Origin of the sequence: Hymenobacter convexus (assembly GCF_030580955.1) — a bacterium.
Classification (GTDB): domain Bacteria; phylum Bacteroidota; class Bacteroidia; order Cytophagales; family Hymenobacteraceae; genus Hymenobacter.
The window spans coordinates 283,519-308,556 of record NZ_JAUQON010000002.1; the positions used below are offsets into that span (position 1 = coordinate 283,519).

Annotated in this window: 25 protein-coding genes; 20 read left to right on the forward strand and 5 right to left on the reverse strand. The window is 59.5% G+C overall.

Features of this window, described 5'->3' with window-relative positions; translation table 11 throughout:
* Positions 1-47: 47 nt before the first annotated feature.
* The 4 genes from Q4S41_RS04620 to Q4S41_RS04635 all read left to right on the forward strand — a co-directional run bounded on the left by Q4S41_RS04620 (position 48) and on the right by Q4S41_RS04635 (position 2,689).
* Positions 48-449 carry a hypothetical protein gene (locus Q4S41_RS04620; RefSeq protein ID WP_305029939.1) on the forward strand — a complete coding sequence of 134 codons (402 nt, stop codon included), beginning with the start codon at positions 48-50 and terminating at the stop codon, positions 447-449.
* 158 nt (positions 450-607) lie between these two features.
* The gene (locus Q4S41_RS04625) at positions 608-1,579 is read left to right on the forward strand and encodes a polyprenyl synthetase family protein (protein ID WP_305029940.1); all 972 of its coding nucleotides are present in this window, start codon (positions 608-610) and stop codon (positions 1,577-1,579) included.
* Positions 1,580-1,666: 87 nt separating this feature from the next.
* Positions 1,667-2,317, forward strand: coding sequence for a rhomboid family intramembrane serine protease (locus Q4S41_RS04630; protein WP_305029941.1), 651 nt, complete (start codon positions 1,667-1,669; stop codon positions 2,315-2,317).
* 102 nt (positions 2,318-2,419) lie between these two features.
* Entirely contained in the window at positions 2,420-2,689 is a 270-nt protein-coding gene (locus Q4S41_RS04635; RefSeq protein WP_305029942.1) for a PLD nuclease N-terminal domain-containing protein, read from the forward strand.
* Between the two features lie 94 nt (positions 2,690-2,783).
* Here Q4S41_RS04635 and Q4S41_RS04640 read toward each other — a convergent pair whose 3' ends face one another.
* On the reverse strand, positions 2,784-3,407 hold the full coding sequence (locus Q4S41_RS04640) for a hypothetical protein (protein WP_305029943.1): 624 nt from the start codon (positions 3,405-3,407) through the stop codon (positions 2,784-2,786).
* 107 nt (positions 3,408-3,514) lie between these two features.
* Here Q4S41_RS04640 and Q4S41_RS04645 point away from each other — a divergent pair, with 107 nt between their 5' ends.
* Together Q4S41_RS04645 and Q4S41_RS04650 are read left to right on the forward strand one after the other, a co-directional pair.
* Positions 3,515-4,366, forward strand: coding sequence for a glycerophosphodiester phosphodiesterase family protein (locus Q4S41_RS04645; RefSeq protein ID WP_305029944.1), 852 nt, complete (start codon positions 3,515-3,517; stop codon positions 4,364-4,366).
* A gap of 257 nt (positions 4,367-4,623) precedes the next feature.
* The gene (locus Q4S41_RS04650) at positions 4,624-5,022 is read left to right on the forward strand and encodes a helix-turn-helix domain-containing protein (protein ID WP_305029945.1); all 399 of its coding nucleotides are present in this window, start codon (positions 4,624-4,626) and stop codon (positions 5,020-5,022) included.
* Between the two features lie 211 nt (positions 5,023-5,233).
* Here Q4S41_RS04650 and Q4S41_RS04655 read toward each other — a convergent pair whose 3' ends face one another.
* Both Q4S41_RS04655 and recF read right to left on the reverse strand, forming a co-directional pair.
* Entirely contained in the window at positions 5,234-5,542 is a 309-nt protein-coding gene (locus Q4S41_RS04655) for a DUF721 domain-containing protein (RefSeq protein WP_305029946.1), read from the reverse strand.
* A gap of 71 nt (positions 5,543-5,613) precedes the next feature.
* Complete coding sequence (gene recF / locus Q4S41_RS04660) at positions 5,614-6,726, reverse strand: DNA replication/repair protein RecF (RefSeq protein WP_305029947.1); 1,113 nt, start codon at positions 6,724-6,726, stop codon at positions 5,614-5,616.
* Between the two features lie 74 nt (positions 6,727-6,800).
* Here recF and pdhA point away from each other — a divergent pair, with 74 nt between their 5' ends.
* The 12 genes from pdhA (at position 6,801) to recJ (ending at position 21,557) form a co-directional block, all read left to right on the forward strand.
* Positions 6,801-7,967 (forward strand): pyruvate dehydrogenase (acetyl-transferring) E1 component subunit alpha, encoded by a 1,167-nt coding sequence (gene pdhA / locus Q4S41_RS04665; protein WP_305029948.1) that lies wholly within the window; start codon positions 6,801-6,803, stop codon positions 7,965-7,967.
* A 115-nt stretch (positions 7,968-8,082) separates the two neighbouring features.
* Positions 8,083-8,862, forward strand: coding sequence for a tetratricopeptide repeat protein (locus Q4S41_RS04670; RefSeq protein ID WP_305029949.1), 780 nt, complete (start codon positions 8,083-8,085; stop codon positions 8,860-8,862).
* Positions 8,863-9,018: 156 nt separating this feature from the next.
* On the forward strand, positions 9,019-9,495 hold the full coding sequence (gene ribH, locus Q4S41_RS04675) for a 6,7-dimethyl-8-ribityllumazine synthase (RefSeq protein ID WP_305029950.1): 477 nt from the start codon (positions 9,019-9,021) through the stop codon (positions 9,493-9,495).
* 184 nt (positions 9,496-9,679) lie between these two features.
* Positions 9,680-10,063, forward strand: coding sequence for a TraR/DksA family transcriptional regulator (locus Q4S41_RS04680; protein WP_190926318.1), 384 nt, complete (start codon positions 9,680-9,682; stop codon positions 10,061-10,063).
* Positions 10,064-10,217: 154 nt separating this feature from the next.
* On the forward strand, positions 10,218-12,188 hold the full coding sequence (locus Q4S41_RS04685) for a pseudouridine synthase (RefSeq protein WP_305029951.1): 1,971 nt from the start codon (positions 10,218-10,220) through the stop codon (positions 12,186-12,188).
* Positions 12,189-12,340: 152 nt separating this feature from the next.
* Positions 12,341-13,081, forward strand: coding sequence for a type III pantothenate kinase (locus Q4S41_RS04690; RefSeq protein ID WP_305029952.1), 741 nt, complete (start codon positions 12,341-12,343; stop codon positions 13,079-13,081).
* Positions 13,068-14,405 (forward strand): hypothetical protein, encoded by a 1,338-nt coding sequence (locus Q4S41_RS04695; RefSeq protein ID WP_305029953.1) that lies wholly within the window; start codon positions 13,068-13,070, stop codon positions 14,403-14,405. Before Q4S41_RS04690 ends, Q4S41_RS04695 begins: the two co-directional genes overlap by 14 nt.
* A gap of 22 nt (positions 14,406-14,427) precedes the next feature.
* Positions 14,428-14,988 (forward strand): LPS export ABC transporter periplasmic protein LptC, encoded by a 561-nt coding sequence (lptC, locus tag Q4S41_RS04700; protein ID WP_305029954.1) that lies wholly within the window; start codon positions 14,428-14,430, stop codon positions 14,986-14,988.
* 28 nt (positions 14,989-15,016) lie between these two features.
* Positions 15,017-15,280: a hypothetical protein gene (locus Q4S41_RS04705; protein ID WP_305029955.1), complete on the forward strand. Its 264-nt coding sequence runs from the start codon at positions 15,017-15,019 to the stop codon at positions 15,278-15,280.
* 175 nt (positions 15,281-15,455) lie between these two features.
* On the forward strand, positions 15,456-17,579 hold the full coding sequence (locus tag Q4S41_RS04710) for a peptidylprolyl isomerase (RefSeq protein WP_305029956.1): 2,124 nt from the start codon (positions 15,456-15,458) through the stop codon (positions 17,577-17,579).
* 163 nt (positions 17,580-17,742) lie between these two features.
* Positions 17,743-19,587, forward strand: coding sequence for a tetratricopeptide repeat protein (locus Q4S41_RS04715; RefSeq protein ID WP_305029957.1), 1,845 nt, complete (start codon positions 17,743-17,745; stop codon positions 19,585-19,587).
* Positions 19,588-19,817: 230 nt separating this feature from the next.
* Positions 19,818-21,557, forward strand: a complete 1,740-nt coding sequence (gene recJ, locus Q4S41_RS04720; protein WP_305029958.1) for a single-stranded-DNA-specific exonuclease RecJ — start codon at positions 19,818-19,820, stop codon at positions 21,555-21,557.
* An 18-nt stretch (positions 21,558-21,575) separates the two neighbouring features.
* Here recJ and Q4S41_RS04725 read toward each other — a convergent pair whose 3' ends face one another.
* Positions 21,576-22,169 (reverse strand): hypothetical protein, encoded by a 594-nt coding sequence (locus tag Q4S41_RS04725; RefSeq protein ID WP_305029959.1) that lies wholly within the window; start codon positions 22,167-22,169, stop codon positions 21,576-21,578.
* A gap of 41 nt (positions 22,170-22,210) precedes the next feature.
* Positions 22,211-22,567, reverse strand: a complete 357-nt coding sequence (locus tag Q4S41_RS04730; RefSeq protein ID WP_305029960.1) for a DoxX family membrane protein — start codon at positions 22,565-22,567, stop codon at positions 22,211-22,213.
* 191 nt (positions 22,568-22,758) lie between these two features.
* On the opposite strand from Q4S41_RS04730, the gene Q4S41_RS04735 reads away from it, so the two are divergent.
* Together Q4S41_RS04735 and Q4S41_RS04740 are read left to right on the forward strand one after the other, a co-directional pair.
* Positions 22,759-23,919 (forward strand): acyl-CoA dehydrogenase, encoded by a 1,161-nt coding sequence (locus tag Q4S41_RS04735; RefSeq protein WP_305029961.1) that lies wholly within the window; start codon positions 22,759-22,761, stop codon positions 23,917-23,919.
* A gap of 158 nt (positions 23,920-24,077) precedes the next feature.
* Positions 24,078-25,004, forward strand: a complete 927-nt coding sequence (locus tag Q4S41_RS04740; protein ID WP_305029962.1) for a helix-turn-helix domain-containing protein — start codon at positions 24,078-24,080, stop codon at positions 25,002-25,004.
* The last annotated feature ends 34 nt before the right edge of the window (positions 25,005-25,038 follow it).

Below are 25,038 nucleotides of genomic sequence, written 5' to 3' on the forward strand. Positions count from 1 at the left end.
TGTCATTGCGAGGGGAGCGCAGCGGACCGCAGCAATCCGTTCTCCCAATGCGACCAACATTGAGATGTGATTCTTTTGAACAAGCAACAACTTCTGACATGAGCGAGATACCAGAAGGGTGGACAGATGATATGACGGTTCCACTTCCTCCAAATCAGACAGTGGAAGCCATAGCCGATTTTGTGATTCAGCAGGCGCTTCAAGGCACTCCCGATGATGAAAACGAGAGCGAATTGATTTCTACATTCGGCTTCTCTTCGGACGATGCAGCGTTAATAAGAGACCGGGTGTTCGGTGGAATTATGCGAGCTGCGACGGGCAATGAAGCCAACCGACCTGATTCGGAAAAAGACCCTTTTGCTCACACCAGTTTTGAACTGGCCTTGCAAAACCCGGCCATAGTTGCGGGCATATATCCTCAATTCGCACCAAAGCCGAATCGGCATTGATGTAAAATCTGGTAGCTTTTTCAAATCCAACCAAGCCCCGGTTCTAACCAGAGTCGGGGCTTGTCGCTTTATCAGGCATCTGGCATTGAAAGGAAGGATTGCCGCAGTCCGCTGCGCTTCACTCGCAATGACAGATGCCCCCGTTCTTTGCACCACCTATGACCCCAGCCGACTTCCCCGCTAACATCACCGCCGCCCTGGCGCAGCTCAGCTACGGTGAGCAGCCCGATACCCTCTACGCCCCCATCCGCTACATCATGGGCCTGGGCGGCAAACGCATCCGCCCGCTGCTCACGCTGCTCGGCGCTCACCTCTTCACCGACGACCTCAGCGGCATCATCAAGCCTGCGCTGGCCACCGAAGTCTTTCACAACTTCACCCTCCTCCACGACGACCTGATGGACCAGGCACCCCTGCGCCGCGGCCAGGCCACCGTGCACGAAAAGTGGAACCCCAACGTCGCCATCCTCTCCGGCGACGTGATGCTGGTGAGGGCCTACGAGCTGTTCCTGGAGGTGCAGCCGGAGCTGCTCCCGCGCATCCTCGCCCGCTTCAGCCAGACGGCCGCCGAGGTCTGCGAAGGCCAGCAGTGGGACATGAATTTCGAGACCGAACCCCAGGTCAGCATTGCCCAATACCTGGATATGATTCGCCTGAAAACGGCCGTCCTCCTCGGCTTCTGCCTGGAACTGGGCGCCCGCCTGGCCGGCGCTTCGGAGGACGATGCCGAGCACCTGCGCCAGTTCGGCACCGACATCGGCCTGGCCTTCCAACTGCGCGACGACCTGCTCGACGTGTATGGCGACGCCGCGACCTTCGGCAAGCGCGTGGGCGGCGACATCATCTCCGATAAGAAGACTTTCCTCCTGCTATCCGCCCAGGCCCAGGCCAGCCCCGCCCAGCAAGCCATCCTGGCCCAGCACATCGGCCAGCCTGTGGCCGATGCCGAAGCCAAAGTGCAAGCCGTGCGCACCATCTACGACGAACTCGGAATTCGTCCGCAGTCGGAGGTTCTTATCAACGGCTACTTCCAGGATGCGCTACAGCATTTGGAGCGCGTAGCCGCGCCAAAAGAGCGTAAGCAGCCCCTGCATCAGCTCGCACTCCAGCTCATGGACCGCGAAAGCTAAGCCCTTTATTAACTCGTAGCACAAGCTTTCGCCAGTGCTCGTCCTCACCGTGCATAGGCGAAAGCTTGTGCTGCAATCCCATACCCTGTGTTCAATCCCATCCTCATTCTTATCGGCCTCACGGTCGCCATTTCCGTCTATGCCTGGTCGAAACAGGAGCTAATGGATTCCTGGATAATGCAGCCCTACCTCATGGCGCGTTCCTCGGGCCAGTGGTACCGGCTGCTCACCTCCGGCTTCCTGCACGCCGACTGGGCTCACCTCCTGTTCAACATGTTTGCCTTCTATTCCTTCGGCCCGGTGGTGCTCCGAGCGCTGGTCGAAGGCTACGGCCCGTTGCCCGGCATTGGCCTTTTTCTGGTGCTTTACCTCGGCGGCATCATCCTCTCCGATTTGCCTTCCTACTTCCAGCACCGCGACGACCGGGGCTACCGCAGCCTTGGCGCTTCGGGCGGCGTGGCATCGGTGCTGTTTGCCAGCATCCTGTTATTCCCAGTCAACAACAACGGCGGCGGCATCATCATCTTTCCCATTCCTTTTCCCATCCAGCCGTTCTTGTTTGGCTTCCTCTACCTCGCCTATTCCTACTACATGGCCCGCCGCCGGGCCGACAACGTGAACCACGACGCCCACTTCTACGGCGCGCTCTATGGCGTCGTGCTATTTCTTCTCCTGATGCCGGCCGCCGGACCCGCCTTTATTGAGCAAATCTCCTTGTTTATTAAGTCAAAATTCTGATTGTCAAGTAATTATAATCATAAATCTTGATTTTTATATCTATTTGAGGAACGTTGCGTAATGATGGGGCAAGTACATTCTTTCACTTTCCCTTCTCTCACAATGAACACCCTTCGCCACTTCGCTTCCCGCCTGCCCCTCACGGCCCTGTTGCTTCCGCTGATGCTGCTGGCCACTTCCTGCAGCCGCTACAACGACAACGGCAGCCTTTCCATCGCCGGCGTCATCTACCTCATCCTCGCCATTGCGGCCGTCATCAGCCTGTTGAAGCAAGACTGGAGCCTGGGCAAGAAACTCATTTGGGGCGTCGTCATCTGGTTCTTCCCCATTGGTGGTTCCATCATCTATTTCCTCTTCTCTGGTCGTAAGTAATGCCTGCGATTCGTTTCCAAACAAAAAGCCCCGACCATCCGGCCGGGGCTTTTTGTTTGGAAACGAATCGATGATTCAAACCATCTGGAAAGAACTATTGGTTGAGCAGCCTTTTCTTCTCCAGTTGTGCCACGCCCCGCAGCAACTCACCGCTGTTCGTAATCTGCGTCATCTGCCAGTGGTCGCCTTGGCGGCGCATCTTCACTTCCACCACCATGGTGGTGTCGTATTTGGGCTGAGTCACCTCCAAACCCACGAAGGCATTGTCGCCCTCCTCGCGGGTATACTTGATGCCTTTAAACTCGCTTTCCGGGCTCACCACTCGGCCGGCCAACCCCGTCAGCGAGATGTTCACCAAACGCTTCGGTGCGGCTGCCGCAGCCGCCTCCAACGAACCCGTTTCTACGTAGCGCTGTACTTCCTGCCGGGCGGCCTTGGCCAGTGCGGGCTTCAGCATGCGCATAGCGCCACCCATCATCAAGCTGCCGCCTGGGAGCAGCGACGTCAGCGCCCCCCCCTGCTGGGCCACGTCATCCACCAGGTGGCCGGTCACGCTACTCACGTCCACATACTTTTCAAAGGCTGCCATGTCATGGCTTTGCACGGCTGCCGCCGCCGATACCAGCGCCCCCTTGGGCCCATTCTTCAAGTTTTGGAAATAATAATATCCTCCCCCTACCAAGGCCAATAGCAGTACGAGTATTAACAGTCTTTTCATGTAAGCTTCGCTGTGAATGATGAGCTGCAAAAATACCCGCAATCCGCGGCTTTGCGACGATTAACGTATCCATCCGCAGCATACAATGCCCATTCGCTCATTCACCCATGTCTCCGCTAAAAACTCCCGAAATACACGGCCACCGCGGCTGTCGTGGCCTCCGTCCCGAAAATACCTTGCCCGCCTTCCTACACGCCCTGGAACTTGGCGTTGATGTACTGGAAATGGACGTGGTCATCTCTGCCGACCATCAAGTAGTGGTGTCCCATGAGCCGTGGTTCAATCCACTCTTTTGCCGCGACTCCGCTGGGCAACCCATTGCCCCCGGTAGTGCCCGGCTCCACAACCTGTTTGAGCTCGACTACGCCGCCATTCGGCAATATGATTGCGGCTCCGGGCCGCACCCCGGCTTTCCTCAACAGGTATCCCAGCCATGCTACAAGCCGCTGCTGCGTGAGGTGCTCAGCTCCATCGAAGCTGCCGCAGTGCAGCTGGGCCGTCCGCCCGTCGGCTATTCTATTGAGATAAAAAGCAGCCCCGGCGGAGACAACATCTTTCATCCGGCCCCCGAGGTATTTCTGTCGCTTGTGCTTGCCGACCTCTCCGCTGGCGGGGTCATGTCCCGTACTACGCTGCTCTGTTTCGACCAACGGATTCTACAATTGGCTCACCAGCAAAACCCGGGTTTATCGACGTGTCTTTTAGTCGAAGACCAACGCCCATGGACTACCAGCATCAACGAACTGGGATTTGTGCCCACCACCTTCGGCCCGGATTTTACCTCTGTCACAGCAGAAGCTGTTCGGCTGTTACGCAAGAATTTCTCCCATTTACGGCTGGTACCCTGGACCGTGAATGAGATTTCAGATATGTGTACAATGCTTGAACTGCGCGTCGATGGTATCACTACCGATTACCCAAACCGTGCGCTTCAGCTTTTTGCCGCATTGCCAGTATAAAAAGAGTTGCGTACCACCAGCAGCCTGTATTCTGACCCTTTATTTAAACAGCTATTTGTATAGAGTGTATCATTTTTGGTGTAACACATTTTTGTATTGTAACAAAATTAATTACACTGTAATGCTCGTTTCAATGTGTAAGGTGCGTTGTAATTTTGTTCATTTTACATTCTAAACGTAACTTTTATTATGAAACAAGTTTGTTTAATTGAATTACGTATTACATATTTGCACAAGCGTTACGCAACACCCTAAATATGCCACATCAAGGCGAAATCCTGCAGGATGCCATCAAAAACAGCGGTATTTCCATCACGCGTATCGTGGATGAGATGGGAATTACACGTCCTACTATTTACCGTAAATTCAAAGAGGAAACAGTTGATTACAGTTTCGTAAAAAGAATTGGTGATATAATTAATCACGATTTTTCAAATGACTTTACATCTGTTCAACAGTCTGCTTTGTCATTTGTAACGCCTGTACAAAAATCATCTGTTACAAATAGTGTTACAAACAATGTTACACCTCGTGTGGCGCAGATACAATCTGTTGATTCTGACCCATCCAAGCAGCTTTTAATACTTCAAGCAAAGTATATCGCGCTGCTGGAGGCATACAACGAGCTTTTGCTGAAAGTGTACGGGCCAAAGTGACAAAAATGTTCCACGTGAAACATTTTTGTTCGTCGGCTCTCTAGCCACGAAATGTGAAATAGAAATGCCAATACGTGCCCGCTTAGGTATCAAAACCAAGGTCTAGAAAAAACAGCCTAAATGCCCACCTGTATATTGGGATTGCAGACGCACCATTGTAGCCGAAAGGAGTGACGGAATAATGGAAGTCAGCAGGCGAAAATCGGTTCGCTCAAAGGAAGATTACTTCCTTAATAACCGTCTCCCCAACCTCGGCATTGATGAGCTCTGCTACCCGGGTTTTCGCCATGAGGAGTTCGTGCTTAAGAGGGGCGGAGGTGAGCCGAACAAAGAGCCGACCCTGGTTAACATAAACCTCCTTGGTTTTTAACGCGACGGCCTTTCCCATCACTCGTTCCCAGCTCGACACTACCGTTACCTCGTTGAGCTTGCCCTGCAAGCGGTAGGCTTTGACCAACGCTTCGATTCCTTCCTTGAGGGAGATGTCACCGGAACGAGAAGGAGAGGAGGGCTTTTTCACTGAGCTGTGGGGGCAAACCGAAAGCGCTATTTTGCATGCTTTCGGGCGGCCACAAAGGTACCGTCGGCAAGCTAGACTGGCGCAACAGTGCCCTGCTGAACGCGGAAGCGCAGGATGGGAATAGTGACGCGTGCCAGGGCTTGGTCGGTGCGTTCAAGATTGGTGTCGGTAAGGAAAACCTGGCCAAACGTCTCGTCGGCCACGAGCTCCAGTAAGCGGGCAATGCGCTTGTCATCGAGGCGGTCAAAGATGTCGTCGAGCAGAAGCAGGGGCTTGTGTTGTTGCTTGGCGGCGAGCATCTCAAACTGCGCCAGCTTGAGGGCAATAGCAAATGACTTTTGCTGGCCTTGGGAAGCGTGACTTTTTACCGGCATGTCTTCCATAAGGAAAACGAAATCGTCGCGGTGCGAACCAGTAGTGCTGCGTTGCAGCACGAAGTCCCGTCGCTCGTTTTGCCGGAGCAGTTGCCCAAAGTCGGCCCCTAGCAACTGGCTCTTATAAGTGAGCGTGACAACTTCTCGGCCATCTGCCAACTGCTGGTAGTGGCGCTGGAAGATGGGCACATACTCGGCCAGGAAAGCTTCACGGAGTTGCGTAAGCTGCTGGCCCAGGGGTGCCAACTGCTCATCGAGAGCCAGCAGGTAGTCGCGGTCGAAGCCATGGGAGGGCCGGTCACCTTGCTTGAGGACAGCGTTGCGCTGACGGAGCAGGGCATTGTAAGCAATGAGCATTTCGAGGAACTCGTGGTCGAGCTGAGCCATGAGGCTGTCGAAATACTTGCGGCGCTCCTCACTGCCTTGCCGAATGAGGTCGGTATCGTAGGGTGAAATGAGGACTGCAGGGTAACGGCCAATGTGGTCGGCCATGCGCTCATAGGCTTGCTTATTGTGCGTAAGCGTCTTTTTCTGGCCCTGGCGCAAACTCACCTGAATAGTTTCGGGGCTGGTGGGTAGTTCAGATGAAAAAACACCCTTAACTACAAAGAAATCAGCACCTTGCTTGATGCAGAGGGCATCTGAAGAGGTTATTGCACTCTTAGTCAGCGACAAATAGTGAATGGCGTCTAGGAGGTTGGTTTTCCCGCTACCATTGTCACCAATGAAGCAATTGAGGCCGGGGGAGAGGCGCAGGGCCGCGTCGTCGTAGTTCTTAAAAAAGAGCAACTGCAGGGAATCGAGGGTCATAAGGTTCGGTATTGCCAGCTCTTTTACGTAATTTCGCCCTCCCAACGCGAAATATTCTTTTCCTCAAACGTGCTATGGCGGATACGAAAGTAAAAGCTGCTTCTAAGAAAACGACGGCAACCAATGGCACAGCAGCCAAAGGCAACAGCAAAGCCGCTTCCACCAAAGCCCAGCCCGACCCGGTGATGCCGGGCACCGATGCGCCGACCCTGGCCGCATCGGGCACGGACCTTTCCAAGCAGGCGAAAGCCGGGACCAACTTCCCGAAGGAAACCTACTTGCAGTGGTACGAGCAGATGCAGCTCATGCGCAAGTTTGAGGACAAGGCCGGCCAGCTCTACGGCCAGCAAAAAATCAAAGGCTTCTGCCACCTCTACATCGGCCAGGAGGCCTGCGTGGCAGGCGCGGTATCGGCGCTGGAAAAGGGTGATAAGTACATTACCGCTTACCGCGACCACGCCCACCCGCTGGCGCTAGGCACCTCGCCCAATGCCGTGATGGCCGAGCTGTTTGCCAAAGCCACCGGTTGCTCGAAAGGCAAGGGCGGCTCGATGCACATGTTCGACAAGGAAGTGGGTTTCATGGGCGGCCACGGCATCGTGGGCGGCCAGGTGCCGATGGGCGCGGGCATTGCCTTCGCTGAGAAGTATAACAAGACGGGCAAGCTTTGCATTTGCTACATGGGCGACGGCGCCGTGCGCCAGGGCGCCCTGCACGAAGCCTTCAACATGGCCATGCTATGGAAGCTGCCGGTCATCTTCGTGATTGAAAACAACGGCTACGCCATGGGCACGTCGGTGCAGCGCACCTCGAACGTGACCGACCTCTACAAGATTGGTTTGAGCTACGACATGCCCTCGGAGCCGGTGAACGGCATGCGCGTGGAAGACGTGCACGCGGCCGTGGCCCGTGCCGCCGAGCGCGCCCGTGCCGGCGAAGGCCCCACGCTGCTCGAGTTCAAGACCTACCGCTACAAGGGCCACTCGATGAGCGACCCGGCCAAGTACCGCACCAAAGAAGAACTGGAAGACTACCGCCACCGCGACGCCATTGAGGGCGTACGGCACACCATCCTGAGCCAGAACATGGCCACGGAGGCCGACCTCGAAGCCATTGATGAGAAAATTAAAGGCCAGGTGCAGGAGTCGGTTGACTTTGCTGAGACTTCGCCTTTCCCCACGCCGGATGAGCTCTATAAGGACGTATACGTGCAGGCCGACTATCCCTACATTCACGACTAAACGGGCAAATCTGTCGGCTACTGGCAATTAGCTGTTAACTTTGACGGATTCCGACCATTCTGATTTTAAATAAAAGGCTAGCAGCTGAGAGCTAATAGCTAGCAGCTTCTCTTATATGTCGAAGATTCCTTACACTGGCAAAAGCCAGCAGGCCCAGCAGGGCCGCCAGGGGCAGCAAGTAACCCAGAACGTGCCGGTGGACCCGCTGGCGCCGGCCGAGAACCTTGCCCCCGAAAACCCGCTGCTGGAAGACCCGGACGCCTTGGCGGCCCGATTGGCCGAGTCGGAAGACTTCGTGCGCAACAATCGCAACGTGCTGCTGACCATTCTGGCCGTAGTAGTGCTGGCGGTGGTGGGCGGCTTCGGCTACTACACTTGGCGCAACCAGCAGGACGACAAGGCGCAGGCCATGATGTTCCGGGCGGTGAGCAACTGGGAAACCGATTCGCTGAGCAAAGCCGTGAAAGGCGATGGCAAAGCACCCGGCCTGGTGACCGTAGCCAACGAGTATGGCAGCACCAAAGCCGGCAACCTGGCCAATTTCTATGCCGGGGTGGCTTCGCTGAAGCAGGGCAAGTTCAAGGAAGCCCTCGACTATTTAGAGGATTTCAGCTCCGACGACTATCTGGTGCAGAGCCGCGCTTACGCACTGATGGGTGATGCCCAGCTGGAGCTGAACAAGCCCAAAGAAGCCGCCGACCTCTACGCCAAAGCCGCCGACCATAACGCCAACGAGTACTTCTCGCCCGGCTACCTGCTGAAGGAAGGCACCGCTCGTGAAATTGCTGGTGATAACGACGGTGCCGTTAAGGCTTACGACCGCATCATTACCGAGTACCCCACGGCCCAGGAAGTAGCCGAAGCCCGCCAGTACAAAGCCAAGCTGGACAAGTAGGCTCCTGCTGAGCCCGAATGAAAAGCACCGAATTGCGCTTCCTCACGGGTGGGGAAGCGCAATTTTTTTATTGAGTGGCGCCAAACCTTTGGGATGGCCGGCCTTTTTTAGGCACGGACGAACCAAAAAATCTATTACCCAGAACAACGACACGACATGGCAACTGCTTTGCAAAACCTGAGCGACTATGACGCTTCCACCTTTATTGACATCAGCGAAAAGCGGTTTGGGCTGGTGGTGGCCGACTGGAACCGCGAGATAACCGACATCCTGGGCGCAGGTGCTCACGAGACGCTGCTCAAGCACGGCGCCAAGGCCGAGAACATCTTCCGCAACGCCGTGCCCGGCAGCTTCGAGCTGACCTTGGGGGCCCAGTTCCTGGCCCAGCACGAGGAAATCGACGCGGTGATTTGTCTTGGGGTAGTGATTCAGGGCGAAACCAAGCACGACGACTACATTTGCCACGCCGTGGCGCAAGGCATCACGCAGGTGGGGCTGAAGTTCAACAAGCCGGTTATTTTCGGACTTGTCACGACCAATACCCTGGAGCAGGCCTGGGACCGGGCCGGCGGCAAGCACGGCAACAAGGGCGTGGAAGCCGCCGTGGCGGCCATCCAAATGCTGGGTTTTTAGCCAAACGAGGAAAAGCGCCCCAAATGGCGTAACTTTGCACCCGCAAAATGAGGCCTGCAACGGCTTTAAGCCAAGGGAGTAGGCATTTTCAAATGCTACTAAACCATTTAGCTTCCCGCAGCGTTGCCGCTACACCGTAGGTGGCAATTTCTTAATATACTTCGCAGTCTTTTTTACCCATTCGATGAACGACGACAACATTCGCTATTCCCGGGAGGACTTGAACGAGTTCGACCAGATTATTCAGGAAAAACTGACGGCGGCCCGCAAGGAGTTGTCGTTCATTAAGGAAACCCTGAACCGCAGCAACGACTCCGGCACCGATACCACGGCCTCTTCGGCCAAGGTACTGGAGGACGGCGCCGACACGGCCGAGAAAGAAAGCATGAACCAGCTGGCTTCGCGCCAGATGAAGTTCATCCAGCAGCTCGAAAACGCCCAGGTCCGCATCAAGAACGGTACCTATGGCGTGTGCATCGGCACGGGCAAGCTCATCCCCAAGGAGCGCCTGCGGGCCGTGCCCCACACCCAGCACTCGATTGAAGCCAAGATGGCGCGACGCGACTAGTCGGCCAATTTTTTGGAAGTCGGTACGGCATAGCCGGCAGTTAGAATTTTATTCGGGTTGATGACGTTGACCCGCTTCTGACTGCCGGCTACTTCGTGCCGACTCCTTTTTTTAACCTGTACCGTAGCGATACGGCACGCAAATTTTTCTCCCCATGGGCAAGAAACATTTCTCTGATAACAACAGCAACAAGGCGGACCGTCGCGGCGGCCGCCCCAACACGGGTGGCCCCGGCGGCTTCGGCAACAGCGCCGGCCGCAGCAACGAGCGCGGCGGCTACGGCGCTGACCGTGGCAACAGCCGCGGCGGTGAGCGCCCGGCCTATGGCAACGGCCGACCGGCCAGCAACGGTGCCTTTGGGCGCCCTGCTACCAATGGCGCCTTTGGCCGCCCATCGGGCGGGGCCTTTGGTGGAGGCAAGAAGTTCGAGGGCGGCGAGAAGCGCCCCTATGGCAGCAGCTACGGCGGCGGCCAGCGCGAAGGCGGCTTCGGTGGCAAGAGCTTTGGCAATGACCGGCCCTTCGAGCGCCGCGACAACCGGCCCAGCGTGGGCAAGGAGCAGCGCACCGGCACCAGCTACGGCCGCACCGCTGCCCCGCGCCCCGAGCGCGGCGGCTTTGGCGGCGACCGTGACGAGCGCCGCGGCCCAGCCGCCGAATCGCGCCCTATCCGCGAGTACCAGCCCAAAGAGAACTGGAGCGGCCAACCCTACCGCCGCGACGGCGAGAAGGCTGTGCCCCGTGGCTTGCCCGGCGAGCGCAACCGCAAGTTCCAAAAGCAAAACCCCAACGAGCCGCAGGAGTACGGCGCTCCCCGTAGCGGTGGCAGCTTTGGCCGTAGCACGCCCCGGGAGCCCGAGAATTTTGACCGCAACGCCGAGCGCGGCGAGGAGCGGGGCCCGAACCGGCCCATCCGCGCCGCCCGTCCGTTTGTGGCCGAGCCGCCCCAGCCCCGCGAGGAACGCTACGACCGCCGCGACGCCAACATCGAGCGCGCCAACGCCGACGATGCCGACTACCGCGCCGACCAGGCCGCCTTTGGCCGGAAATTTACGCCCGGCGCCTTTGGCCGCCGCGATGGTGCGCCCGGCACGGGCCGTAGCACTGGCGAACGCTCCGGTGCCTACGAAAAGCGCGGCCCCAAAGAGAAGTGGGCGCCCGCACCCGGCAGTTTTGCCGAGCGCCGCGAGGCCCTGAAAGCAGCTGAGCGCAGCGTGCGCCGCTCGGGCACCGGCTACGGCGCCAGTGTCGACAAGCCGCGTGCGGCCCGCCCAATCATTCAGGAAAACCGCGCCGACAAGCCCAAGTACGGCGAAAAGCCCGGCGAAGCGCCCGACTACAAAAACCTGAAGCACTACGAAGCCGATAAAACCCGTGGCAACAAGCGTCGCCGCGAGGAACTCGAAGACTTCGGCACCGACGAAACGCGCCTGAACCGCTACATCGCCAACGCGGGCATCTGCTCGCGCCGGGAGGCCGACACGCTGATTGCGGCCGGCGAAATCCGGGTGAACGGCGAAGTGGTGACAGAAATGGGCTACAAAGTGCAGCCCGAAGACACCGTGCAGTATGGCAAAACCAACCTCAACCGCGAGAAGTCGGTGTATGTACTGCTAAATAAGCCCAAGGACTTCATCACGACCACCGAAGACCCCGAAGGCCGCCGCACGGTGATGGACCTGGTGGCCGGCGCGTCGAAGGAGCGCATCTTCCCGGTGGGCCGCCTCGACCGCAACACTACCGGCCTGCTGCTCTTCACCAACGACGGCGAAGTGGCGCAGAAGCTCTCGCACCCCTCGCACAAGAACAAGAAAATCTACCAAGTCGAACTTAGCCAGCCGCTGACGGAGGACGACCTGCGCAAGATTTCGGAAGGCCTGGAATTGGAAGACGGCAAAGCCGTGGTGGACGATGTGGCCGTGGTGGCTGGCAACGCGCACTTCGTGGGCATCGAAATCCACATTGGTCGCAACCGCATTGTGCGCCGCATTTTCGAGCACCTCGGCTACGAAGTGGTGGCCCTGGACCGGGTGCAGTACGCCGGCCTCACCAAGAAAGACCTGCCCCGCGGCAAGTGGCGCTTCCTGAGCGAGCAGGAGGTCATTCGGATGAAGTACTTCCTGTAAGTTCTTTGTTAAGGAAAATACCTAGAACGTCATGCTGAGCGTAGTCGAAGCATCTCTACCTCAATACTAAATCCTGTCGATTGGATTAGTTGCGCGGTAGAGATGCTTCGGCTGCGCTCAGCATGACGTTCTTTTTTGTGTCTTTTAAAACTATGCACACTCTTGCCCTCGACATCGGCAACACGGCCGTGAAAGCCGGCTGCTTCGATGGCCCGGCCTTGCGTGAGATGGCCGTCGGCCTCACGCCGGCCGCCGTGCGGGAACTGGTGAAGCGCTGGCAGCCGCAACACGTCATTGTGGCTTCGGTGGCGGAGGCGGCGGTGCTGGCCGTGGAAGAGTTGCAGGATTTGGTGCCGGGCCGCGTGCTGGGTTTTGGCCCGGGCACCACGCCGGTGCCCTTGCGCAATGCCTACGCCACGCCGCACACGCTGGGCGCCGACCGGCTGGCTGCTGCCGTGGGTGCCGCCGCCCTGCGGCCGGGGCAAGACACGCTCATCATCGATGCGGGCACGGCGCTGAAGTTCGACCTTGTGACGGCCGACGGGACCTACCACGGCGGCAGCATCGGGCCCGGGCTGCAGATGCGGCTGCGGGCGCTGCACACCTTCACGGGGCGGCTGCCGCTGCTGGATTTGCCGGCCCCCGATGCAACGATTCCGCTGGTGGGCGACTCCACTACCGGGAGCCTGCTGAGCGGGGTAGTGAACGGGGCCGTGGCCGAAATCACGGGTCTGCTCGCCCAATACCACGCGCAGCACCCCGGCTTGGGCGTGCTCCTGACCGGGGGCGACGCCGCTTTTCTGGCGGCCCGGCTCCCGGCTCGTATCTTTGTTGTGCCTGAGCTGGTGCTGCTCGGCCTAAATCGGATTTTAGCTTATCATGTTGAAGAATAAAGTGATGGGGTGCAAGGGCGCAAGCCTGGCGTTGGCAGGGATGATGGTGCTTGGGGCAGCCGGCGCGCAGGCGCAGGGCCTCGGCAATTCGCCGTATTCTCGCATTGGCCTCGGTGATTTCAATGCCAACACCGGCGGCGTGCGCCAAATGGGCATGGGCGGCGTAGGCCTGGCCGCACCCAACAGCGTCAATATAAACGAGTTGAATCCGGCTTTGCTGTACTACACCGGCCGCACCACGTTTGAGGCGGGCTTCAACGGCCAGTATAAGACGGTAAAGAACGCCGCGGCTTCGAATCGCAGCGGCAATGGCAACCTGGGCTATCTGGCGCTATCGGTGCCGCTGAGTACCAAGTGGGGCGCCGCCGTGGGCCTGAAGCCGCTCAGCACGGTCGATTACGAATCAAACATTTTGCAGGATGTGACCGGCACGGCGTCGGCGCAGGTATTGAAGCAGTACAAAGGCACGGGCGCCATTTCGGAGGCCTACCTGGGCCAGGGGGTCCGCATCAGCAAAGCGCTGACGTTGGGCTTCACGGCCTCTTATGTGTTTGGAACGGTCGATGAAACGACCGGCACCACGGTCATTATCAACAATAGCACGGCCACGCTGGAGCGCTCGGTAGAGCGGCAGCACGTGCGCTATTCCGACTTTGGTTTCCGGGCCGGGGCGCACTACCGCCAGAAACTGGGCAAGGAGCTCAACATGAACCTGGGCGGGGTGTACAGCTTCGGCTACAACCTCAACGGCCAACAAACCAACACCCAGGAGCGGCAGGATGTCACTTCGGGGGCGCAGCTCATCCCGGCTACCATTGTGAGCGACACGCGCGGCAGCAGCTACGTACCGGCCCTGGCGCAGGTAGGGGTGAGCTTCGACAACGACAAAAACTGGAGCCTCAACTTGGACGTGGCCCAGCAGCAGTGGTCGAAGTTCCGGAGCTTCAACTCGACGGGACCGGCCCTGAACAACACCCTGCGCTTTGGCCTGGGCGGCGAGCTGACGCCCGACCCGGGCTCGGTGGAGCACTATTTTCAGCGCGTGTCCTACCGCGCCGGCATCAGCCTGGCGCAGATGCCCTACCAGCCGAGCGGCAAAGCCCTCTACGACCGGTCGGTGAGCTGGGGCTTTGGCTTCCCGCTGCCCACGGCCACGGCCCTGGATGCCACCACCATCAGCCTGGCCTTCACCTACGGCGTGCGCGGCAACACCGACGTGCTGAACTCGACGCTGGGCACCAGCAACGTGCAGGAAAGCTACATCCGTGGCCAGCTCGGCATCACGCTCAACAACCGCTGGTTTATCAAGCGCCGCCTGCAATAACCGGTTTTCCAACCCTACAACAGTGCACGCATTCGCAAAATTGGCAGGGGGCCTGACGGTGGTGGCCGCGGCGGCGCTGGCCGGCTGCGACAAGCAGAAGATGAGCGGCCCGCTCGCCGTATATACGGGCCCGCTGATGGAAACCACCAACGTGCTGACCCTGATTAGCGACTCGGCCAAGCTCAAGTTTCAGCTCACGGCCCCGCTGGAGCAGCAGTTCGAAAACGGCGACGTCATCTACCCCAAAGGCATGGTGGTCACGTTCTACTCGGCCGATGGCAAGAAAACCGTCATCAACACCCTCACGGCCAAATACGGCAAGGTAGACAAGGCCAAGAACCTCTACACCATGCGCGGCAAGGTGCAGGTGGTGAACGTGCTCAAAGAGCAGCGCATGGACACCGAAGAGCTGTTTTACGACAAAAATAAGCAGGTGATTTATACTGATTCGGCCATGGCGGTGCGCATGGAAACGCCCACCGAAATCCTGTCCGGCAACGGCCTGTGGGCCAAGCAGGACCTGAACCCTTACCGCATCTACCACCCCACCGGCATCATCGACAAGGTGGGCACGGGCTTGTAGACATTCGCCCCGAGGCGTTCCTTTCCTTATGAAATTTGACAAATCCCTGTTGCGCACCGTTCTCTTCGCCGTGGGCGTGGTGGCCATGGTCATCGGCATCTACCAGACGATTTATTACAACGACCTGGGCCGCAACTACTGGATTTTCATGGTCTCGATGACGTGCTGGATGCCGCTGCTTTACTGGCGACAACAGGAGCGGCTAGAGGCGAAAGTGGCCGAACAAAAAGCCAAGCTGGCCCAGCAGGCCCGCTCCAAAACGCCGGCCAAATCGACCAAAAAACGCTGCTAGAACCCTTCGGGGCTGCTAATGAACTCGCACCCAACGCATGAGCAGCGGGAACGATTGGGCGGTTTTTCGGGCTGGTTGCGGCACTTAAAATTGGGTAAAACTTTGATTCCCGGTCAAATTCTGGTTATTTTGCGCCTCTTTTGACCAACACGACTTCGATTCTTTTGACAAGTAAATGGCTTTAATTAACACGATTCGGGAAAAATCTGGCTGGGCGGTAGGCACCGTGGCCGTCGGGATGCTGCTCTTCATTGTGGGCGGCGACCTGGTGGGCGGCAAAAACCGCCTCTTCAACCGCAACGACTCTGTGGTGGGCGAAGTGGCCGGCCAAAAGGTGGAGCTCAACGACTACAACAACGCGCTGGAGCAAGCCAAGCAGGCCTTCGTGGCCCAGCAGCAGCGCCAGCCCGACGAGCAAGCCCTCGGCTACCTGCGCGACCAGGCCTGGAACCAGACCATTTACAACCTGGCTTTCCAGCCCGAGTACGACAAGCTGGGCCTGAAAGTATCGGACGACGAGCTGGTGGACATGGTGCAGGGCGACAACATCAGCCCCGGCATCAAGCAAGCTTTCACGGACCAGAAAACGGGCCAGTTCGACAAGGCGCGCCTGATTGACTACCTGAAAAACCTCGACAAGCTGCCGCCCGAAAACCAGCTGGCCTGGCACAATTTCGAAGCCAACCTGCCCATCGAGCGTCTGCGCAACAAGTACAACGCCCTGCTGAAAAACTCGGTGTACGTGACCTCGGCCGAAGCCAAGCGCTTCGACGCCAACCAGAACGCCAAGGCCACGGTGAAGTACCTGTTTGTGCCCTACGGCAGCATTTCCGACTCTGCCGTGAAGGTGACCGATGCCGAGCTGCAGGCTTACCTCGACAAGAACAAGGGCAAGTACAAGGTGGAAGACGGCCGCTCGGTGGAGTACATCAGCATTCCGGTGGTGGCGTCGAAAGAAGACAGCACCAGCGTGAAAGCCACGATTGCCGACCTGGCCACCCAGTTCGCCTCGGCCCCGGTCGATTCGCTGTTTGTGTCGGCCAACTCGGAGCAGCCCTACAACAAGGCCTTCCGCAGCCCTGCCGACCTGCCCGAAGAGCTGCGCAAGCAGCTGCCCCTGACCCAAGGCAAAATCTACGGCCCCTACGCCGAGAACGGTACCTACTCGCTGTATAAGGTGAGCGGCGTTGGCACCGGCAAGCAGGCCGCCGCCCGCGCCAGCCACATCCTCATCAAGGCCGACGGCACCACGCCCGAAGCCAAAGCCGCCGCGAAAGCCAAGGCCCAAGACATCCTGAATAAAATCAAAGCAGGCGCTGACTTCGGCGCCATGGCCCGCCAGTTCGGCACCGACGGCACCAAAGACCAGGGCGGCGACCTCGGCTGGTTCGGCCAGGGCCGCATGGTACCCGAGTTCGAGAAAGCCATTTTTGGCGCTACCAGCACCGGCCTGCTGCCGAATGTGGTGGAAACGTCGTTTGGCTACCACGTCATCAAAATCACGGCCGTGCCCACCAAGCAGACCTATCAGGTGGCCGAGGTGAAGAAAACCATCGCCCCGAGCGATGCCACCCGCGAAGCCGCCTATGCCAAAGCCCAGGAGTTGAAAGGCCAAGCCACGGACCTGGCCAGCTTCCGCGCCCTGACCACTAAGGACAAGACGCTGGTGAAGCAGGAAGCCAAGAACCTTGACCGCGGCGCCCGCAGCGTGAACAACCTGCAGAACGCCCGCGAAATGGTGCGCTGGGCTTTTGGCTTCAACCCGAACGGCTCGGAAACCAAGGTAGGCGATATCTCGGAAGTGTATGAGATGGGCGACCAGTACGTCATTGCCGCCCTCACCGACGAGCGCGCCAAAGGCACCGCCACCATCGAAAGCCTGCGCCCCGAACTGACCGCTCTGGTGCGCAACGAGAAAAAAGCCGCGCAAATCATCGGCAAGTTGGGTTCCGGCGGCACGCTGGAGGAAATGGCCGCCAAATACGGCCCCACCGCCCAGGTAGGCACCGCACCCAACGTGGTGCTGGGCCAGGGCAGCCTCGCCAACGTGGGCTTCGAGCCGCTGGCCGTGGGCAAAGCCTTCGCTTTGAAGCCGGGCCAGCACTCGGCCCCTATTCAGGGCGAGCAGGGCGTGGTGGTGGTGCAGCCGGAGAGCGTGACGCCCGCTCCGGCCCCCGCCAACCTGAAGGCGGTGCAAACGCAGCTGGCGCAGCAGCGCGCCCAGCAGCAGGACGGCAAGATTTACGAGGCCATCAAGGCCCACGCCAACGTGAAAGACAACCGCACCAAGTTTTTCTAGGTCGTCCATCCGTGAGTTTGAAAAGGGCCGTACCTTCGGGGACGGCCCTTTTTTGTTGCCGCTGGTTGGGGGCGTTGCCTGGCCACCGGGCATTGAACGAACCAACCGCAGCCCGGCGTTTAAGCCTGAGCCTGATTACTTCGACTGCTATCCCTTGCTTGCTATGCGTCCGTATTCTTTTCTAATTGCTGCTTCTTTGCTGATTGCTGCTTCTTTGCTGACGGTTGCCCCAGCGCTGGCCCAGCAGCCCACCAAAAGCTGGGTGCCCATGAGCAGCACGGCCCTGGCCCAGGACTACGCTAGTCGCGGCGAGCACGAAAAGGTGGTGTTTCTGTTTGAAAAGCTTTCGGCAGAAGAGCAGGCCAGCCTGGCCGTGTTTCCGGTGTACCTGAATTCTTTGCAAGCCCTGAAGCGCTACAAAGAGGCCGAGAAAATAGCCAAAAAAGCGGTGAAGCTGCGCCCGGAGGATGCTACGCTGGGTGTGGCGCTGGGCGGAGTGTACGCCGCCGCGGGCGACAAACCAGCGGCCGACAAGCAGTGGCAGAAAGTGCTGACGCAGCTCACTACCGCTCAGGTGGTGCCCGTGGCCACCGAGTTTGGCCGTCGCGAGCTGCCTGAATGGACAGAGCGCACCTACCTGCGCGGCCGGGCCCTGGCCAAAAACGACACCGAGTACGCGCCCCAGCTCATCCAGCTCTACACGCAAACCCAGAACCAGCCCCAGGTGCTGGCCGAAACCCTGCACCTCGTAGCCCAGGACGAGAAGCAGCTGCCTTTCGTGCGCAACATGCTGCAAAACGCCCTGCGCGAGGAAAAGGACTTCGATGCCCTGGAAAAACTGCTTCTCACCGCCACCCAGGAGCACCCCGACCAGTCGGCCTACAGCGAGCTGCTGCTGTGGCTGCAGGTGCAGCGCAAGGACTTCAGCGGGGCCTTGGTGCAGGCGCGGGCCCTGGACCGCCGCAGCCAAAGCGCCGGGGTGCAGGTGATGGGAGTGGCCGCCATCGCGCAGCAAAACAAGGATTACGAAAGCGCCATCGACGGTTTTGCGTATGTGGCCAAAGAATACCGCAGCGGCCCCTACGGCAACCTGGCCCGTCAGCGCCTGCTGCAAGCCCGCGAGGCCCAGGTGAGTACCACTTACCCCGTCGATTTGACCAAAGTACGGGCCCTGGTAACAGAATACGAGCAACTGCTGGCCGAACTGGGCCGCACGCCTGACACGGCGCCCGTGCTGCGCAACTTGGCCAACCTGTACGCTTTTCAGCTCAACGACCGGCCCAAGGCGATGACTTTGTTGCAGCAGGTCATCGACATGCCCCGGGCCAGCGACGAGGTGATTGACGAGGCGAAAGTCACGCAGGGCGACTTGTACCTGCTGAAAGGGGAGCCCTGGGAAGCCACGCTGCTGTATTCGCAGGTGGAGAAGTCGCACAAGGATTCGCCGCTGGGCTACGAGGCCAAGCTGCGCAACGCCCGCCTAAGCTACTACGCCGGCGATTTCAAGCTGGCCCAGAGCCACCTCGACATTCTGAAAGAAGCCACCACCCGCGAAATCGCCAACGACGCCATGCAGCTTTCGCTGCTGATTCAGGACAACACCGTGGAGGACACGCTGGGCCTCGGCCTGAAGGCGTATGCGGCCGTGGAGCAGCTAGTGTTCCAGAACAAAATTCCGGAAGCCATCAAGGGCCTCGATGCGCTGCTGGAAAAGTTTCCCGGCCACTCGCTCTCCGACGATACCTACTACCTCAAGGCCCAGCTGCAGCGGCGCACCGGCGACTTCCCCGGCGCCATCGCCACGCTGGAGCGCATCACCAACAACCCCAAATACGACGTGCTGAGCGACGACGCGCTGTTTCTGTTGGCCCGCATTCAGGAGGAAGATTTGAAGGACAAAGGCAAGGCCCAGGAGCTCTACAATCAGGTGATTGTGAAATACCCCGGCAGCATCTACGTGGCCGAGGCCCGCAAGCGCTTCCGCCGGCTGCGGGGCGATGGGGTGTAGGTCGTTCGCCTATTGTCTTACCTAAAAAACACGAACATCAGGGCCAGCACCAGAATGAACGTGCCGTACATCAGCACGTCAGTACCAATATACTGGCGGTATTTGCGGTAAAAGTCTTGCAGCTTGCGCATTGGGCGGGGCGGAAGGAAGAGGCCGCCCGCAAAGATAAAGCCGGCCGGGGCGGGGCCGGGTTTGGTCGTACTTTTAGGGCCATTTTGACGAAGTATCCAATGTCCATATCCGCTGGTAAGCGCTGGAATTATATCCCCGAAACCGACCCTGCCGTCGCCCACCGCTTAGCGCAGGCCTTGTTCATCGCTCCTGAAATAGCCGCCCTGCTGGTGCAGCGTGGCCTCGACACGCCCGAAGCCGCCGCCGCCTTTTTCCACCCCGACCTACGCCAGCTGCCCAGTCCGTTGCTGATGCGCGACATGGACCGCGCCGTGGCCCGCCTGGCCCGCGCCCTGCAAAGCGGCGAGAAAGTGCTGGTGCTGGGCGACTACGACGTGGACGGCATCACTTCCGTGGCCACGGTCATCAGCTACCTCACGCCCCTGTTTGGGGCCGAGCGGCTGCGCGACTACATCCCCGACCGCTACACCGAAGGCTATGGCATCTCGCAGAAAGCCATCGACTTTGCGGCTGACAACAGCTTCGCGCTAGTGGTGGCCCTCGATTGCGGCATCAAGGCCGTGGAGCAGGTGGCCTATGCCAGCAGCCGCGGCGTCGATTTCATCATCTGCGACCACCACCTGCCCGGTGAGGAGCTGCCGGCCGCCGTGGCCGTCCTCGACCCCAAGCGTGCCGACTGCCCTTATCCCTACAAAGAGCTATCGGGCTGCGGCGTGGGCTTCAAGCTGATGCAGGCGCTGGGTGAGCACCTGGGCCTGCCCCCCGAGCCGCTGCACGATTTGTTGGATTTGGTGACGGTGAGCATTGCGGCCGACATCGTGCCCATCACCGGCGAAAACCGGATTCTGGCGTCCTACGGCCTGCGCCGCTTCAACGAAGACGCTCATTTGCTGCGCCCCGGCCTGGCTGCCCTGCGCGAGCTAGCCACCCTGCGCGAGGGGCCGCTGGGCATCAGCAGCCTGATATTTGGCTTCGCGCCGCGCATCAACGCGGCCGGGCGCATGGGCGACGCCCGCCGCGCCGTGGCCATGCTGCTGGCCCCCGACCAGCAGGAGGCCCGCTACACTGCCGAAGTGGTGGACCAGATGAACCAGCAGCGCCGCGGCTCCGACCAACACACCACCCAGGAGGCCCTCGACATGATTGCGGGCAGCCCCACGCTGCAGAACGCCCGCGCCACCGTGCTCTACAAGGCCGACTGGCACCAGGGCGTGCTCGGCATCGTGGCCTCGCGCTGCCTGGACCAATACTACCGTCCCACCGTCATTCTTACGCAGCGCGACGGCAAGGCCACCGGCTCGGCCCGCTCCGTGGCCGGGTTCGACGTGCACGAGGCCCTGGAAGCCTGCGCCCCGCTGCTCGACCAGTTTGGCGGGCACCGCGCCGCCGCCGGCCTCACCCTGAAGGTGGAAAATGTGCCCGCCTTCCAGCGCCGCTTTGAGGAAGTGGTAGCCGACACCCTCACCACTGAGCACCTCGTGCGGCCCGTGGAAGTGGCCGCCGTGCTGCCCATCGGCCGCATCACCGAAGAATTCTTTGGTGAGCTGCGCCGCATGGAGCCTTTTGGTCCCGGCAACCCAAACCCGGTGTTTGCCTCGCAGCGCCTTATTGCCGTGCCCCACAGCGCCCGCGTGGTGGGCCAGGGCCACCTCAAGCTGCGCCTGGCCTCGGCCGACGCCCAGGGCCCGGCCGTGGACGCCATCGGCTTCGGCCTGGCCGACTACCTGCCCCAGATTGAGGAAGGCCACCCCTTCAGCGCCTGCTACACCGTGGAGCTGAACGAGTACCGTGGCCAGCGCAGCGTGCAGCTCCGGTTGCTGGACGTGCGCTGGGAGTAGCGGCGGCGGGGCGGGCGGTTATTCCGCGGCGGGCAGGGTTTGGAAGTAGTAGAAGGTCTTTTTGGTGGCAAGGGCCAGTGTGCGTTGGGCCGAATGCATCAAATAGCCTCCGTGCACCATGAGCCAGCGCGAGTTGGGCCGGTTGAACCCTTCGGCGTACTCCAGCAGCTCCAGGCGCGTGAGGATGTGGTCTTCGCGTCGCTCGGTCAATATTTTGCGGCCCTTGGCGTCGTAAAATGCCACCCGCTCCAGCTCCACGCCGAAGCGGTGCTTGACGGTTATCTTTTCGACAAGGCCAATGCCGGCGGGGGTGGCCACGCCTGCGTAGTCCACTTTTGCTCCTTTGTTGCTGGCATAGCCCAGCACCCGGCGATGCACGCTGCCAAAAGACCCCTGCGAGGTTTTGAAGAACGCCAGACGGCCTTCTGCTTCGCGGCGAACGTTGGCGGCCAAACGCATCAGCGTATCGTGCGCGGCAGCGTAGCGCGCCGACTGATTCGCGGCGCTTACGGGCGGGGCAGCGGGCGCTTGGGCAGCGGCGGTAGGAGCGTGGGTCAGGGAGATGCCCGTGAGCGCCAGCAGGCTCAGGAGCTTTCGGTGGGGTATTGTCATGAGAGGCGGGGTAGAAAACGGCCGCAAAGTAGGTCGAAGGGTTACTTCCGCCTCACTCGCCACACCCACCACAGCAGCGGCAGTTGCAGCGGCAGCCGGCCCCAGGCCACCCACCCGGGAATGCCCAACTGCTCGTGAATGAGCGCCATGTACACATTGGCCGGAAACACGGCCAGCAGCAGCGCCAGCAGGCCCCAGCCGGCCAGCCGCCGCGTGGACCCAAACAGCAGTCCCAGCCCGCCCAGGATTTCAAAAACGCCGCTTAGGTACACCAGCGCCAGCGGCTGGGGCAGTTGCGGGGGCATGATGGCTAGGTACGTGGCCGGATGCACAAAGTGCCAGAGGCCGGCCAGCCCGAAAAGCAGGGCCAGCGCATAGCGGCTGAAGCGGAGGAGCATGGGGCGTAAAAGTCGCACAGAAAACCTGATGAAAGCATGCGGCGTTTGTGTGGTAGGAAAGCACGGTGGCGGAGGAATCTTTTGTGGCTCAGCGGTTGTCATTGACGCCCGGCTGGCGCTTAAGCTCCACCTTGCCTAACGCCCGTTAGCAACGTACTTTTGTCCCATCAACTCATCACTCCCACCGCCCCATGCAAACCGCCACATCCTCTAGTATTTATCAGTTGACCGAAGAACAACTCGCCGTCCGCGACGCGGCCCGCGACTTTGCCCAGAGCGAACTGTGGGCCGGCGTGATTGAGCGCGACGAGCACCAGAAGTTCCCCGCCGAGCAGGTGAAGAAAATGGGTGAGCTCGGCTTCATGGGCATGATGGTGAGCCCCGAGTACGGCGGCTCCGGCCTCGACACCGTGAGCTACGTGCTGGCCATGGAGGAAATTTCGAAGGTTGATGCCTCCTGCTCGGTCATCATGAGCGTGAACAACTCGCTGGTGTGCTGGGGCCTGGAGAAATACGGTACCGAGGAGCAGAAGCGCAAGTACCTGCCCCGCCTGTGCTCCGGCGAAATCATCGGCGCCTTTGCCCTCTCGGAGCCTGAAGCCGGCTCCGACGCCACCAGCCAGCGCACCACCGCCGAAGATAAAGGCGACCACTACCTGCTGAACGGCACCAAAAACTGGATTACCAACGGCACCACCGCCTCGGTCTACCTCGTCATCGCCCAAACCCACCCCGAGCTGAAGTCGCGCGGCATCAACGTCCTCATCGTCGATAAGGACATGCCCGGCTTCATCCAGGGCCCCAAAGAGAACAAGCTCGGCATCCGCGGCTCCGACACCTGCTCGCTCATGTTCACCGACGTGAAGGTGCCCAAGGAAAATCGCATTGGCGACGACGGCTTCGGTTTCAAATTCGCCATGCAGGTGCTAGCCGGCGGCCGCATCGGCATCGCCTCGCAGGCCTTGGGCATTGCCTCCGGCTCGCTGGAGCTGAGCTTGAAGTACGCCAAGGAGCGCAAGGCTTTCGGCGTAGAAATCGCCAAGCACCAGGCCATCCAGTTTAAGCTGGCCGACATGGCCACCAACGTGGACGCCGCTCGCCTACTCTGCCTGCAAGCCGCCGCCGACAAAGATGCTGGCCAAGACTACGGCAAGTCGGGCGCCATGGCCAAGCTCTTCGCCTCGAAAGTGGCCATGGACTCGGCCGTGGAAGCCGTGCAGATACATGGCGGCTACGGCTTTGTGAAAGAGTACCACGTAGAGCGCTTCATGCGCGACGCCAAGATTACCCAGATTTACGAGGGTACTTCTGAAATTCAGAAAATTGTGATTTCGCGGGATATCCTCAAGTAAGCCCCGAATTGCCTAAAATTCAGATTCATTGCACAAAACCCAGCCACTTTTTGGCTGGGTTTTTAGTTTTTGTGAATTTCAAGGTGTTATCTTGCACTGCGATTTGTACGCATCCGTGTAAATCGTATCGCTAAAAGGCCGCATTGGCACCTCGAATTATGGAAGATTACAATAAAGTCATTGAATCGTTGGGCGTCCGCTACATCAAAGCGAAGAACCTGGTGCTGCACCAGCCCTTCACGGTGCGCAATTCCTACGACGTCGGCAATAACCTGATTCTGTTACACAAAGGCCACCTCACTTTCGGCGAAGAAGCCATGGTGGTAGAGGAAGGCGAAATGCTGTTTATTCCCGGCGGCCGGCCCACCCGCGTGGCCTACGGCGAAGACCTGAAAAACCGCGTCATCACCAACGACGACCTGATTACCAACAAAGACAAGTTTTTCCACTCCAACGACAACCTCGACCTCATCGGCGAAGCCGAGGAAAGCCACAGCTTCGTGAGCTTCGAGGCCAAGGTGTTCGACTCGGTGAATTTCTTCGCCTCACTCGACGTGCCGGCTTTCCTCATTTCGGGGCAGCCCAAGCTGGCCAACCTCGTGATTAAGGTGGTGGAAGAGAGCATTCAGGACCTGCCCGGCCGCGAGCGCCTCATCAACATCTACACCGAAAACATCGTGGTGGAAGTGGTGCGCTACGTGCTGCGCAACAACATGTTTGTGGAGCAATTGGCCACCAATAGCACCTACTTCAAAGACCCGCGCCTGATTGACCTATTCAACTACATCAAGGAAAACCTGGGCGGCGACCTGTCGAACAAGGTGCTCTCGGGCGTGGCCAACGTGAGCGAGGACTACGTGGGCCAGTATTTCAAGATGCTGACCAACATCAACCCGCAGGACTACATCGAGTACCAGCGCATGGAGCGCGCCGTGTTCCTGCTGCGCACCACCAAGAAAAGCATCCGCGACATCGGCAAGGAAGTGGGCTACAAAGACACCGCCTATTTCTGCCGCCGCTTCAAGATGATGTTCGGCATTCCGGCCGGCAAAATGCGCCGCCGCGAGTCGGCTATGAACATCTAGCCTTTCGGCGACGTCGGAACCCACAAAAAAGCCC

Bases quoted from the DNA above. Each gene is read 5' to 3' on its own strand.
- Q4S41_RS04635 (WP_305029942.1), top strand. From the start codon at position 2,420: ATGAACACCCTTCGCCACTTCGCTTCCCGCCTGCCCCTCACGGCCCTG.
- Q4S41_RS04715 (WP_305029957.1), top strand. From the start codon at position 17,743: ATGCGTCCGTATTCTTTTCTAATTGCTGCTTCTTTGCTGATTGCTGCT.
- recJ (WP_305029958.1), top strand. From the start codon at position 19,818: ATGTCCATATCCGCTGGTAAGCGCTGGAATTATATCCCCGAAACCGAC.
- Q4S41_RS04730 (WP_305029960.1), bottom strand. From the start codon at position 22,567: ATGCTCCTCCGCTTCAGCCGCTATGCGCTGGCCCTGCTTTTCGGGCTG.
- Q4S41_RS04685 (WP_305029951.1), top strand. From the start codon at position 10,218: ATGGGCAAGAAACATTTCTCTGATAACAACAGCAACAAGGCGGACCGT.
- ribH (WP_305029950.1), top strand. From the start codon at position 9,019: ATGGCAACTGCTTTGCAAAACCTGAGCGACTATGACGCTTCCACCTTT.
- Q4S41_RS04645 (WP_305029944.1), top strand. From the start codon at position 3,515: ATGTCTCCGCTAAAAACTCCCGAAATACACGGCCACCGCGGCTGTCGT.
- pdhA (WP_305029948.1), top strand. From the start codon at position 6,801: ATGGCGGATACGAAAGTAAAAGCTGCTTCTAAGAAAACGACGGCAACC.
- Q4S41_RS04725 (WP_305029959.1), bottom strand. From the start codon at position 22,169: ATGACAATACCCCACCGAAAGCTCCTGAGCCTGCTGGCGCTCACGGGC.
- Q4S41_RS04740 (WP_305029962.1), top strand. From the start codon at position 24,078: ATGGAAGATTACAATAAAGTCATTGAATCGTTGGGCGTCCGCTACATC.
- Q4S41_RS04710 (WP_305029956.1), top strand. From the start codon at position 15,456: ATGGCTTTAATTAACACGATTCGGGAAAAATCTGGCTGGGCGGTAGGC.
- Q4S41_RS04650 (WP_305029945.1), top strand. From the start codon at position 4,624: ATGCCACATCAAGGCGAAATCCTGCAGGATGCCATCAAAAACAGCGGT.
- Q4S41_RS04690 (WP_305029952.1), top strand. From the start codon at position 12,341: ATGCACACTCTTGCCCTCGACATCGGCAACACGGCCGTGAAAGCCGGC.
- Q4S41_RS04670 (WP_305029949.1), top strand. From the start codon at position 8,083: ATGTCGAAGATTCCTTACACTGGCAAAAGCCAGCAGGCCCAGCAGGGC.
- Q4S41_RS04680 (WP_190926318.1), top strand. From the start codon at position 9,680: ATGAACGACGACAACATTCGCTATTCCCGGGAGGACTTGAACGAGTTC.
- Q4S41_RS04640 (WP_305029943.1), bottom strand. From the start codon at position 3,407: ATGAAAAGACTGTTAATACTCGTACTGCTATTGGCCTTGGTAGGGGGA.
- Q4S41_RS04705 (WP_305029955.1), top strand. From the start codon at position 15,017: ATGAAATTTGACAAATCCCTGTTGCGCACCGTTCTCTTCGCCGTGGGC.
- Q4S41_RS04735 (WP_305029961.1), top strand. From the start codon at position 22,759: ATGCAAACCGCCACATCCTCTAGTATTTATCAGTTGACCGAAGAACAA.
- Q4S41_RS04625 (WP_305029940.1), top strand. From the start codon at position 608: ATGACCCCAGCCGACTTCCCCGCTAACATCACCGCCGCCCTGGCGCAG.
- Q4S41_RS04695 (WP_305029953.1), top strand. From the start codon at position 13,068: ATGTTGAAGAATAAAGTGATGGGGTGCAAGGGCGCAAGCCTGGCGTTG.
- recF (WP_305029947.1), bottom strand. From the start codon at position 6,726: ATGACCCTCGATTCCCTGCAGTTGCTCTTTTTTAAGAACTACGACGAC.
- Q4S41_RS04620 (WP_305029939.1), top strand. From the start codon at position 48: ATGCGACCAACATTGAGATGTGATTCTTTTGAACAAGCAACAACTTCT.